General features: G+C 45.0%; 6 protein-coding genes. All 6 read right to left on the bottom strand.

Features of this window, described 5'->3' with window-relative positions; all coding sequences use genetic code 11:
- Nucleotides 1–123 precede the first annotated feature (123 nt).
- The 6 genes from LZZ85_RS10985 to LZZ85_RS11010 all read right to left on the bottom strand — a co-directional run bounded on the left by LZZ85_RS10985 (nt 124) and on the right by LZZ85_RS11010 (nt 13,312).
- Nucleotides 124–1,776: a polysaccharide lyase gene (locus LZZ85_RS10985; protein ID WP_432422761.1), complete on the bottom strand. Its 1,653-nt coding sequence runs from the start codon at nt 1,774–1,776 to the stop codon at nt 124–126.
- Nucleotides 1,777–1,925: 149 nt separating this feature from the next.
- Nucleotides 1,926–3,947 (bottom strand): RagB/SusD family nutrient uptake outer membrane protein, encoded by a 2,022-nt coding sequence (locus LZZ85_RS10990; protein ID WP_237871588.1) that lies wholly within the window; start codon nt 3,945–3,947, stop codon nt 1,926–1,928.
- 53 nt (nt 3,948–4,000) lie between these two features.
- Nucleotides 4,001–7,204 carry a SusC/RagA family TonB-linked outer membrane protein gene (locus tag LZZ85_RS10995; protein ID WP_237871590.1) on the bottom strand — a complete coding sequence of 1,068 codons (3,204 nt, stop codon included), beginning with the start codon at nt 7,202–7,204 and terminating at the stop codon, nt 4,001–4,003.
- Between the two features lie 36 nt (nt 7,205–7,240).
- On the bottom strand, nt 7,241–7,984 hold the full coding sequence (locus LZZ85_RS11000) for a DUF3826 domain-containing protein (protein ID WP_237871592.1): 744 nt from the start codon (nt 7,982–7,984) through the stop codon (nt 7,241–7,243).
- Nucleotides 7,985–8,137: 153 nt separating this feature from the next.
- Nucleotides 8,138–10,624 carry a beta-galactosidase GalB gene (gene galB / locus LZZ85_RS11005; protein WP_237871594.1) on the bottom strand — a complete coding sequence of 829 codons (2,487 nt, stop codon included), beginning with the start codon at nt 10,622–10,624 and terminating at the stop codon, nt 8,138–8,140.
- Nucleotides 10,625–13,312, bottom strand: a complete 2,688-nt coding sequence (locus LZZ85_RS11010; protein ID WP_237871596.1) for a family 78 glycoside hydrolase catalytic domain — start codon at nt 13,310–13,312, stop codon at nt 10,625–10,627. It lies immediately after the preceding gene.
- Nucleotides 13,313–13,316: the final 4 nt, after the last annotated feature.

A 13,316-nucleotide genomic window follows, 5' to 3' on the forward strand; every position in this document is an offset into this window, starting at 1 on the left:
TGCGCATCGCCTTTTGGAAATATTCATTTTTCCAAAAGGCGATTTCAACAGAGGAAACAATGAATCTGCGCAATCTGCGGGAACCCACGCCGGACGATTTAAAAAACCAACGAAGGTCATTCATCATTTACCTCCAGCAGGCTTCACGTTCTGCACCGGCACCACGCTGTTCAGGTATACTTCTATATTAGTATAGCCGCTTTTATTCTTTGCATAGGCCGCTGCATCGCTTGCATCATTCGGATTGAGACCATTTTTCTTTTCCCAATCATCCGGAATGCCATCATTGTCGCTATCCTTGTAAGGCGTTCCTTTGTATTCAGGATATCCACCCACCTGGGAAATCTCCGTGATCACACCTTGTTTATAAGAATCGATCGGAGCGCGGCGATGTTCGAATTGCGTTTCGGGCAATTTTACATTCGGTAGCGGATTGACCTTTCCTGTTCTTGCCTCTTCGGTAACGCGGATATCTACAGCGTCACGCTTCGGCAGTGTTGCGCCCGCATTTGCCAACACATATGTTCTTGCCTGCTCCGCAGTAAGGATCGTGAGCGGCGCCATTGGCAATGGCGTGTTCCATTTCATGTCGGCTGTATGCGGCCCAGTATCGGGCAGCTCTTCAACCTGCACGCCACCTTTCCAGTTGTCTTTCGTGATCTCCGGGAAACCTTCCATGATATTGCCATTTACATACGCGCGGCCATAAACATGGTATTTTAATTTACTGCGGCCAGATTCAGGTTTCAGGATCCTGTGACCAACGTTGTTATTTTTCGGTGTTGCAGGGCCCGGTTTGAAATAGTTATTGATGATGTTGTATTGCGCACGATAATCACCTCCATCAATAGAACGGTGTACCCAGTTATATACAACGTTATTAACAAAATTGAAAATGCCATACCATCCGATAGATGGGTTACGCCCGGCATTGTTTGCCCAAAGATTCCGCATGAAGGTACAGTTCTCCCCACCGAGCGTACTGCCGAAAGCGTGATTCCAGGTATCGAGCGCTTCAGCAAAAATTGAATTCTGGATGGTTATGTTTACAGTAGGCAATTTATCTTCTGCAGCTTTGCCAGTACTGTCGTTATACATATGCCTGTACATGCTCATGTTCTCATCAAGTCCCCAGCTTGCGGAAACGTGATCGATCATGATATTGCCGATGGGATTACCACCGATCGCATCATCACGACGGCCGACCCAGGTTTCGCCGCGGCGGAACCGCATAAAGCGAACGATCACATCGTGCGTATTGATCCAAACAGATTCACCGGCGATGCAAACGCCATCACCAGGAGCGGTTTGTCCAGCGATTGTAATATAAGGAGCCCGGATGATAACAGGCGTTTTTATACGGATGATACCCGCAACATTGAACACGATCGTACGAGCGCCACCCTGTTCACAAGCCCAGCGGAAACTCCCCGGTCCATCGTCGTTCAGGTTTGTAACAACGATCACGCGACCGCCCCTTCCACCGAAAGCAAATTTACCTCCGCCTTCTGCACCGGGAAATGCCGGGATATCAGCTTGTGGAAGATCATCCGGCTTTGCAGCCCAGGGAATAAACGGCCTTCCGTTCTTTGCTTCCTGTTTAATGATCGGATGGGCGACCGCCCATGCAGCTTCTGAATGCGCTTCGGCCGCTTTCATTAGTGAGTCTGCTGACTTCTGGACATCAGACGGGATCTTAGGATATTGTGCATGCACATTCATCATTAAGAAAGAGCCCGCAATCGCCGCAGAGATTTTCTTATAGTTTAAATTCATGATCATAATTGTATAATTCTTTGACGATAGGTTACTCTAAAAAATTGCATGTCCCGATAAAGAAATTTTCAAATTAATATCCTTCACTTTCCATAAATAATAAAGAGAAGAATAGATCTTCTCTTTATTATTTATAGATCATTTATCTCTTATTGTAAAGGATCAAATGTCCCCTGCGCACCGTTCAGGTCAGGCCACAGCTTTGTTTGCTGCAGATACGGTGATGCTCCAAGAATAGCCTGGTGAAGCCCGAAGAAATAATATTGATTATACCAGGTAAACTTCCAGTTCACAGGGTTTGTCGGATCAACATTATCTCTCTCGAGTATTTCAAAATGGTTATCATAGAGATAGTCTACATATTGCTCCATGTTTGATACTCCCGGAGGGAAAGTTCCCGGCTCGCGCTCTACGATTGGGATAGTACCATTTGTTCTGCGCATCAATGGATCATCATTACCTACGTATTTTGTACCATTGGTATTTTTAACGTATACCCAGTAACCGGTTCTGCGGGTGCCCTGGATAGGTTTTTGATTCAATCTTGTGCAAGTGCCAAAGTCGTTATTAAATAACAGCCAGCGTCTCAGATCCCAGAAGCGTTTATTTTCGTAAGCGAATTCCACTTTCCTTTCATTGATCACAGCTTCAAAGAGCCGGTCGCGATTACCAGCCGCTGCATTCAGGCCATATGCTCCATCAAGGTTTTCAATTCCCGCTCTTTGTCTTACGAGTCCGATATTGGTCAACCCTTCTCCCAATTTATCAGCGCCAATAGCAGACTCTGCGAGGTTAAGAATCACTTCTGCAAAGCGAAGGTCCATATAATCAGTGCCGCTGAAAGCGAAAGTACCTGGAGCATTGCTGGCATTTGGGTTGGTTGCTTTTCTCAAATAGATACCTGTACCATTTGCCCCTGCAACTTCGGTGCTTTTATTTGGAGTAGCGGCTGTAGCAGTAGTACTCCAGTAGTATGTCCACTGGCGGAAATTTGCTGCGCCGGAATAAGGCCATAATGAACCATTGTATGCAAATGTTTTATAAAAGCGGGGATCTCTGTTCTTATAAAATTTCTTTGCGTCATAAGTATACGCAGAAGTTGGATCACCAGGCAGCTTTCCGTCTTTCATTGGAAATGCATCTACCACTTGTTTGGTTGGAGAGATAGAACCAGCACCAAGTATTTGTTTGGAACGGGCTGCTTGCTCATGGCCATTATTTCTTTTAACGTTCTCTGTCTGGATGCTGTTGAAACCGACAATAAAAACTCCTTCGGGATTGTTAACAGCATGCGTCCACATATTTTCCCATGCCTGAGCATTTGCAGTACCACCGTTGGTATAAAGCCCAAAGCCATTTGCTTCAAGCCTTGTTTTTGCAGCAAGGTTTGCATCGTACGCTTTCTGCCAGCGGGCGCGTTCATCATTGCGGTTAAAAAGTGGGCTTGCCCATGTTAACAACACACGGCCTTTCAATGCTAAGGCTGCACCGCTTGTCAATCTACCCCAGTCAACGTCAGGGCGGCGGCCGGGAAGTAATGAAGCTGCGAGGTCGAGATCAGCTTCTATCTGCGCAACAGTTGCTGCGGAGCTTGAACGCTGAACCTGGTTGGAATTATCGCCATCGGGAGGGCTTGGGTTCTGAGCTGTGAGGATAAGCGGAACGCCGCCATACAATTTCAACAGCTCGAAATACTGATAAGCTCTCCAGAAATACATTTCACCTTTCAGCGGTGCAGTAACTTCTGCCGCAAGACCATGTTTATCGATCTCATCAAGAAAGAGATTGATCTGCCTCATACGTGTCCATACATTATTGGCAATAGAGCTGGACATTGGTTGACCAAAATACTGCAGCGCATGTGTTTGGTTTATGGCGATCAAAGGCCACTCACGATTGAGATCTGTTTGTCCGGCCATCTCATCTGTCGTTTTTGTATACAGATCAGAGAAAGCGCCGTTGTTATTGGTCTGATAAACGGTCATTGCCGCAGCATTATCAGCGGGCTGGAACAAACCGTAAATGTAACCGGTGTATGCCTTTGCCATCAAAGGATCTTTGTATACTTCTTCATTCATGCCCGTCAGATCCCGCTTCTCCTCGAGGAAATCCTTTTTACAGCTTCCGAGAGCTGCGAGTGCTAAAAGAGATATTGCTAATGTTTTTTTCATCTGGCTTTATTTAAGCCCCGGACATAGTCCGGGATAAAATTTAATTATTTCTGTTAAAGCGTAACATTTACACCAACTGAGAATGTCCTCAATACAGGGTAGATATCCCATGCACCTTCAGAATCCTTATAGTTAAATGGATTGTAAAGGTTAAGAGGGTTCAGGGCGGTAAGAATCACACGGGCACTTGAGATCTTCAACCTTTCAGTGATCGTTTTAGGAATAGAATAATTCAGGTTTGCGTTCCTGACCCTGAGGCGGAAAGAGCTGTTTCTCCAGAATGTTGAAGTCGGTGCGAGACTGATATCACCAAAGAATGGATTAGGCATTGTACCCTCCGGATTAAGCGTTGGGTCATAGATGTTATTCCAGTACTTAGGTCCATTCTGATACAGGTTGTCTATATTTCTTTCGAGCGCATTACGTGCATCAATTTCGCTCCAACCACCCCATGATCCTACGATCACTGCTTCAAATGAGAGTCCTTTGTAGCCAGCTCTGAGCGTTGTTCCAAGTCCCCAATGAGCGGAAGCCCTGTTTGCAAGCTTTACCTGGTCATTGACATCAATGATCCCATCTGGTGCTGCAAATGAACCGTCAGGCTGAATGGCCCCACGAACATCGCGATAGTACAGCATGCCTGGTCTGAGTTGTGCTGTTGGTGTTCCAAAAACAGAAGTAATATTGTATTTGGCTACATATGCATCAATATCTCCCTGGTTACGGAACATCCCGATGTAGTCGAAGCCCCATTTGCCGATATCTGTCGATTGATTTGGCTGTGCATTCCATGGGAACCGTGTATCAAATGCATTGAAGTTTCCCTGCAGCACTTTATTATCATTCCAGGAAAGACGGGCGCTGATGCCATAAGTGAAATCTTTTCCAACATTATCTTCCCAGCCTACAGAAAATTCCGTACCGAAGAAGTTAACAGCACCATAGTTCTGAGAAGCGATCGATCCACCAACCGTGATCGGAACAATACCAGTACGTTCGATCAGCAGGTTTGTGCCTTTGTTATAAAACAATTCAACAGTAGTAGAAAGTCTGTTTCTGAGGAAACGGGCATCAATACCAATGTTCTGTTTAAGGTCATCACTCCAGGTAACATCAGGATTTGGAGAAACCTCCATCTTCATGCCGATCTCAGCAGGAGCATTGTCGGCGCCGAACTGTCCGCCTTTACCATTCTGGAAAGTAAAGCGCTGTCTCCACTGCCATGGTCTTGTATCGTCCTTACCCAACATACCTACTGAGTAACGTATTTTCAGGAAATTGACAGTAGATGATTTGAACCAGTCTTCCGCAGAGATCACCCAGCCTGCGCTGAGGGAATAAAATTTGCCCCAGTAGTTCTCTGGTGCAAACTTGTTTGAGGCATCTGAGCGGAACAAGAATTCAGCCAGGTACTTACCACTGTAGGCGTAGTTTACGCGGCCGATATAACCGAGGTTACCGCTTTCGTAAGCAAACGTGCGGCCATCGATTGCACCGAAAGCCGTATTGAACTGACCGTTGGTAAATACAGAAGGGTTTTCCTTGGAGATATCTTCCTGCGTTGATTCTGTTTCAGAACGTTCAACACTGAACAATCCACCAACGGTGTGCTTTCCCCAGGTTTTATTATAAGACAGTGTGAAGTTGGTTTGCGTCAGCTTGCTCGATTTATTAAAGAAACGAACAGCATTATCGTTGGTATAAAAAGCAGAGTCACGTACGGTCGCGCCGTCGTAGATATGCTGATTTTGTCCGGTTTGATTAAAACGATAGAGCATATAACGGGAACCGATCCGTGCGTCATGACCTGAGCCTGTATTACGTGCATAGGTTACTCTTGCTTTAAGTCCTTTCAGGAATGGAGCTTCATATTCCGCATAAAGATTTACTGTTGAAACATTATCATCCTTATCCATGTAGTTCTCCAGCCTGTCTAACTCAAAGAAATGGTAGGCAGAAAGATTGCTTGCGCCGCTTCCACCGGGAGGTCTTACAGGTCGGCCATTGATATAAGGAGGTACATAACCAGGCGTTCTCAGCAGGTTACGATAGTCGTTCTCCGCATTCTCTCCACCAATCTTGCTGTTCATTTCAAGGGATGATGTATAGACGCCCGCTACCTGGAGACCTACTTTCAAACCAGTTGCTACGGAAACATCCGATCCTGCGCGGTAGGTCCATTTTGAATAATCAAGTTTACCCAGGTTACCATTCTGCGCATAATATGACACGTTAGCGAAATAGGTAGCTTTATCTGAGCCTCCACTTACATTCACTGCATGGCGCGTGTTGTAAGAAGACTGCCATGCTTCATTCAACCAATCATATCCGTTTGAGCTGAAATGAGCGATCTCATCAGGACTAAAAAATCTTGTCCTGTCATTAGGATCAAGCACATTCGCGCCATTCGGTCCGTTGATGATATTAATATATTTAGCAAGTTCGGATGGGCTCATCATTTTAGTTCTGTATGCTTCGTTGTTTGTGGCAACAGAACCGCTATAGCTGATCCGGGGTTTGCCGGAAGAACCTCTTTTAGTAGTTACGATGATCGCACCGTTAGAAGCGCGTGAGCCATAAATCGCGGCAGCACCGTCTTTCAGAAAAGAAATGCTCTCCACTTCTGAAGGGTCAAGGCTGTTAAAGAGGGTCATATCATTACCACCCTGGGACGTAACCTGGATGACACCATCGATCACGATCAATGGAGAATTGTTTCCTCCATCTTTTGCAAGAGATAATGGATTACGGATGGTCAGCGTTGCTGTACTTCCCGGACGGCTTGCGCCACCACTCACATTCACACCCAAAACGCGACCTGCGAGGGCAACGCCGAGGTTACCGACTGGCAGATCTTCAATTTCTTTTGCTTTGATGGTTTCGACAGAACCGGTAAGGTGTGCCTTCTTTTGATTGCCATATCCTACGACGATCACTTCATTCAGATCGGAGGTAAGGCTTTCCATTTGAATGGAGAGCGTACCCGGACCGGCTTTGGTTTCAACCACGCCAAATCCTACGTGAGTAAAAGTGATAATAGATTCGTTAGATGGAACGGTGATGGAGAAATTACCATCAGCATCAGTGGTGGCACTTTTAGTACCATTCTTCACCTTGATGGAAACACCGGGAAGAGGTGCATTGTTGTTCGATTTGTCTGTTACCTTGCCGGTAAGCGTTCTTTCCTGTGCCCAGGAAATGAAAGTGCTACACAGCATAAATAACAACAGCAGCAGTTTTGGCAGTCGCAAGTTCATATGGCTTTGTTTTATGTGTACTTAGTTAAGCAATGATTAGTTATTGGCTTCCGCTTGTTTTTCGCGCTTTTCGCGGATACGTGCCTGCCACGCTTTCTCTTCCTTCTTCATATCATAGCCAGCCTGAGAGAGATAATTATTGATCCTTCCTTTGTATTTTCCAAACACAGCGTGCTTTTTATCTGAAGATTCAGCGTCCATTGCAAGCTCCCTTGCTTCGAGTAGCCATGTATAGATCTTTTCCTTCTGATCAGTGGTCAGGGAAGGGATCATATCCTGGTATGCGGTGTAGGTCACGTTCAGCACATTATAGGTCATGCCGTTCTTAACCTTCTCCACCTGCGCATCGTTAAGGTCTTTCTTTAATTGAGCAATAAACTCATCATGTTGCTGCTTCAGGATCCCACTTTTTATTTCTTCTTCCTTTTTTATTTCTTCAGCCTGCTTATCACCCTGAACGTCTTTTTTGATCTGGCCTGCTTTCTCTTTGCTTTTCTCATGAATATCATTGAGGGCGAAATACTGAGAGGAGATCGTTTCCAGTGTGTTATTATATTTTCTGCTATCTGTGATATCGAGAACATCAACGATCTTCTTCACGCGCTCCCTGATCACTTTCTGGTATTCGGCAGTTGGGGACGCGCTGCTTGTTTGCGCACAAAGGACACTACTGAACAAGCAGGCTATGATAATGGTAGTTACATATAAAGTAATAGGGAAAGATCGTTTAGTAGCTGAAGAAGATTGCAGCATAAACATGGCAAGCGTTGCTCTTTTCATCGAGAAATGCATTTTAATCGTTAGCAGTGAAATGAAAGGTTACAGGCAATTAATGTCATTCACACAATTAAAGGTACTTGTGCAAGCTACGGACAACAATGTAAGGTTTGACTAAAAAGATGGAAGATTTTACTATTTTCAGTATTCTCTTATTTAAAATTTACGTAATACCATTTTTGAATGGTCAGACGTACGGAGGCGCAATACGGCAGGCGTCATTCCGGGAGCTTTAACAGTTAATGTAATATTTCCCTGTTTTTTGCCTGCGCGGATGATCCCGAGTGCCATGCCCTTCCAGCACTGGCGCGTTTTACTTTGAAAGGAGGTAGTATCTGCCTGGTAACCGTTATCCGTTGCGGCCAATTGACCTTCCCCGGTTATTTCGAATTCCAGTTGCGTAGATGCCAGTGCTACAAAACGACCGTTTTTATCCAGGATACGAGCCGTTACAAATGCCAGATCTTTTCCATCGGCATTTAAAATGGAACGGTCGGCGGTCAGCTCGATCTTTGCCGGCTCACCCGCCGTCTCCACTTTTGCTTCTTTCACCAAACGGCCATTTTTCCGTGATACGGCTTTCAATTCTCCCGGTTGAAAAGGAACGCGCCACATTAAATGCAAATCCTCTCCCCCTTTGCGCTTCGCACCTAAAGACTGGCCGTTCAGGAATAGCTCTACTTCATCCGCATTATTGTAATACACCCATACGTCAACAGGCTTGTCTGATTTTCTTGCTTCATGATTCCAGTGTGGCAAAATATGCAATACATTCTTGTCCGACCATTCGGATTGATACATATAATAAACGTCTTTCGGAAAACCGGCGAGATCAACAATTCCGAAATAAGAACTCCTGGCCGGCCACGGATATGGTGTTGGTTCACCCAGATAATCAAATCCTGTCCATACAAACAAACCCGACAGGAATTTATGCTTTTTGATCAGCTTCCATGTTTGCTCATGGGTGCTTCCCCAATAAGCAGCTACCTGGTCATAGGCAGAAACAGTATAATCCGCATTTCCATTTTCCACGTATTTTAACGGCGACTTGGCGGGCCATAAATAAGTACTATCCGATGGCCATTCTTCATAATGGCCACGTGTGGCAAGTGCCGACATGTTCTCTGCTCCCAGGAATTTTTGTCCCGGATAATGCTTTTGGAAATCATCATATACTTCGTGATGATAGTTCAATGCTACAAGGTCCAATGCCTTAGATTTATACATGAAATTCTTCTCCGGGTTCCATTCGCTCAATGCAGCGATCACGGGTCTTGTTGTATCGATCGCTTTGACGATATCAACAAGCTCTTTCGTAATAGTAATTCCCGTGCTGTCAAACTGCTCACGGATCTCATTGCCGACACTCCACATAAATACGGAAGGATGATTTCGGTCACGCAAAACCATATCCTGCAGATCACGTACATGCCAGTCTTCAAAATCTGTGAAATAATCAAACTTGTTCTTCTTTTTCTTCCACATGTCAAATGCTTCCACCATTACCAGGAAACCCATTTTATCGCAAAGTTCCAATAACTCCGGTGCAGATGGATTATGGGCAGTGCGGATGGCATTACACCCCATCGCTTTGAGGATCTCCAACTGGCGCTCAATAGCACGCGTGTTAACCGCCGCACCTAATGCACCAAGATCATGGTGCATGCAAACACCTTTGATCTTCATTGACCTTCCATTCAGGAAAAATCCTTTATCCGCATCAAAATAAAAAGAACGGATACCGAAGGTTGTTTCGAACTGATCACTCAGTTTTCCATTTTGTGTGATCGTCGTTACCAGTTTATAAAGAAACGGCTTATCTGTTGACCATAAAACAGGATTATTAACAAGCAATTGTTCTTTACTGCTGATCTCTTCTCCGGTCAGATCCAATGCTTTTATTTTAGAAGATGAAATGAGTTTGCCAGACTGATCAAGCACCTGATAAGAGATCTGTGCCTTTCCGGTGATCGCTCCTGTATTCTTCACATTTGTTTCAACATTCACGGTCGCCTGTTTTGCATTGAGGGGAGCTGCGGTAACGAAGCTGCCCCAGTGCTTTACAGCGAGTTTGCTGGTAGACACTAATCTTACATTTCTGTAAATACCCGAACCAGTGTACCAGCGTGAATTGGGTTGCTGACCATTATCCACTCTCACCTCTATCAAATTACTTGCGGGAGCGGGTTTGATATAGGGCGTAAGATCATATTGAAAAGAGATATAACCGTAAGGTCGTTTTCCTAAAGACCTCCCATTGATCCAAACCTCACTGTTACGGTAAACACCATCAAACTCTATTGACAGATTCTTGTCCTTAAGATCAGCCGGAACAACAAATGTTTTTTTATACCACCCTATTCCACCAGGTAAGGCGCCTCCCTGCGTTGTTGCGGGATTGTCTTTCCGGAATTCGCCTTCAATACTCCAGTCATGCGGAAGATCAAGCACACGCCACGATGCTTCAGGAAGCGATGGCTTAGCAGAGGATGTATCTTTTTGCAAAGCAAACTTCCATCCGCCGTTGAAATCAACAACAGTCCTTGGCTTTTGTGCAAATAATAGTGGCGACAGCATTAATGCCGCAGCTAAAAGAATTGATCTTCCTGGGAAAAGTATCGTTAAAAAAGAACGCATCATCTATTTCAATTGTACAGTAAAAGTATGTTCACCCGATCCGACACTCAAAGGTGTTGTATAAGTTGTATTCGCTGGGAAAAAGATCTTTGCGGTTGTATTGGCCGGTATACTGGCTTTCAATTCGAACGTATTGCCATCGCGTTTCCATCCTGCTTTGATCAGCCCGCGGACGGAATGATAGCTCGCTCCGGCAGATTTCATCTTACCGACAGGTTGCGGATGCAATTCGATCTTATCAAAAGCAACCGCATCATCAGCCATTTTGATCCCAACCAATCCGGCGTAAAGCCATTCCATTAAATGCCCGAGCATAAAATGGTTATTGGAAACAGCAGGTAAAGCCTGCCAGGATTCTGTTAATGCAGTAGCTCCATGTGCCAGTTGATATCCATAACCTGGAACATCGCTGCGGTTATTCATATCAAAGATCACGTCTGAACGGCCAGCGTCTTCAAGGGCGCGCAATACATAACGATAACCAATATCACCAGCAGTCAATGCGTTATTCCGGTCGCGTATATCTTTCACCAGATTAGCAACAACCGCTTCCCTATCTGCAGGTTCAACCAATCCCATATGCAATGCCATGGCATTGGCAGCCTGGCTTCCGGTGGCATATTGTTTAGTGGAAGAATTAAAAAATTTGTCATTGAATGCCTTCTTCACTTTCAGACCTAGATCAGCATACATATTCACGTCATCCTTTTTGCCGAGAAGAGTTGCAATTTCCTTCATAAGAAACAGGTCGTGATAGAACGTCGCTGTTGCAGTTACACCTTTTGGTGTCATTTGGGCAAAGCCAGGTTTATTGGGTCCGATATCATACCAATCACCCAATCCCTGCATCAGTATATAATCATCCGATTTCTTTTCGAGATACGTGATGTATCTTCTCATCATGGGGTAAGCTTCTTCCAGCGCCTGCTTATCGCCATACCATTTATACGTATACCAGGGCAATATGATAGAAGCGCTTCCCCATTCAGGTGAATCGCGGAAGGGATCTTCGAAGTGTACGTATTCGGGAGCGATCTCCGGGATCAGGCCATCATCAGTCTGCGACTGGATCATATCCCGGATAACTTTGCGGTTCAGTGCTGCAACATCATAATTGTATTGAACAGAACTTCCCATCAGATGAGTTTGTTCAAGCCAGCCCAACTTCTCGCGATGCGGACAATCGGTGAACAGGCTGACCGTGTTACTGCGGATTGCCCAGTCGATCAATTTATAGATCTTCCCGAACAATGTGTCCGAGGTGTTGAAATCTCCGGCAGTAGCGGCGGCATTACGGATATGAAGACCGTTAATTCGATTGATCTTTGCTATAGACCCTGTAGCTTTTTCAGGAGCAGCACCCTGCACCTGTAAATAACGGAAGCCATAATAAGTGAATCTTGGCTGCCATTTTTCCACGCCATTTCCTTTCAATATATAAGTAAAAGTGAATGGCCCGCCGGTTCCTTTTTGATTTGCTGAGCCGTCATCATTCAGTAATTCCGCCGGGGTGATCCTGACAGTATCACCTTTCTTTCCGGAAAGCTCAATAGCTATAATACCAGAAAAGTTCTGCCCAAGATCAAAGATCCATTGACCGTTGCTTAATTGGGTTGACTTCATTGGTGAAAAATCCTGCATTACTTTTACAGGTTCTGCCATTTGCGATTGCAGTAAAGAAGGGCCGCTTGTCATGACGACATTCTTCCACGTCTGATCATTAAAACCGGCTTTATCCCATCCCGGCTGCTCTTTTGTTGCATCATAATCCTCCCCACCGTATATACTGGAGAACGTAATGGGAGAAGCTGAAGTTTTCCAGGTCTTATCGCTGATGATACTATCAGTTGAACCATCAGTGTACTCGATGATCACACGCGCGATCATCTTTGGATAACCGTACGCACCTGTGAGTTTACGATAACGTTCCCCGGGAATATAGTAAAATCCATTGCCAAGCATCACACCTAATGCGTTGGCACCTTTCTGAAGATCTTTTGTTATATCAAAAGTTACATACAATGCATGTTTTGAATACTGCGTCCATCCGGGATCAAGAAAATGATCCCCAGTTTTCTTTCCGTTGATGGTCAGTTCGAAATGACCAAGTCCTGAGATAAAAGCGGTGGCGCGTTTGACTGTTTTGCTGACGTTGAATTCCTTACGTAATAAAGGAAGAATGTTCTTTCTGGCGCCCCACTCTTTCTTGCCGCGACCATGTGCCAAAGGGAGAAAGATGGAAGTATCAGGCAATTCCTCATACCCGATCCATTTTGCATTTGCCCAGTCATCCTGTTTCAATAACCCCATTTGCCAATGGGAAATAGCACTCCACGCAGCTTTCCCTTTGTTATCCCAAACCATTACTTTCCAGTAATAAAGCTTACCGGGAACAAGTTGCTTTCCTTGATAGATTACCTGCAGCGTATTACTGGAAGAGATCTTTTTTGAATCCCATACATTTCCTTTATCATTTTTCAGCAGAGCAGAATCATCTGCTACAATAAGGCGATACGCTTTCTGGGAAATATTTGTTCCGCCAGAACGCAATTCCCAGCTAAGCGATGGAATGAGGTCAACACCTAATGGATTGGTCCGATAATTACACCGGGGATTGTTCACATGTAATTCCTGGGCAGTGGAACAGGCTGCAGCAGATAAGAAGAATAAAAAAAACAGCAATCGTTTCATAATC

This window comes from Terrimonas ginsenosidimutans (assembly GCF_022012415.1).
Taxonomy (GTDB): Bacteria; Bacteroidota; Bacteroidia; order Chitinophagales; family Chitinophagaceae; genus Terrimonas_A; species Terrimonas_A ginsenosidimutans.

Coding starts and splice junctions, on each gene's coding strand:
- LZZ85_RS11010 (WP_237871596.1), bottom strand. CDS start 13,312: ATGAAACGATTGCTGTTTTTTTTATTCTTCTTATCTGCTGCAGCCTGT.
- LZZ85_RS10990 (WP_237871588.1), bottom strand. CDS start 3,947: ATGAAAAAAACATTAGCAATATCTCTTTTAGCACTCGCAGCTCTCGGA.
- LZZ85_RS10995 (WP_237871590.1), bottom strand. CDS start 7,204: ATGAACTTGCGACTGCCAAAACTGCTGCTGTTGTTATTTATGCTGTGT.
- galB (WP_237871594.1), bottom strand. CDS start 10,624: ATGATGCGTTCTTTTTTAACGATACTTTTCCCAGGAAGATCAATTCTT.
- LZZ85_RS10985 (WP_432422761.1), bottom strand. CDS start 1,776: ATGAATTTAAACTATAAGAAAATCTCTGCGGCGATTGCGGGCTCTTTC.
- LZZ85_RS11000 (WP_237871592.1), bottom strand. CDS start 7,984: ATGAAAAGAGCAACGCTTGCCATGTTTATGCTGCAATCTTCTTCAGCT.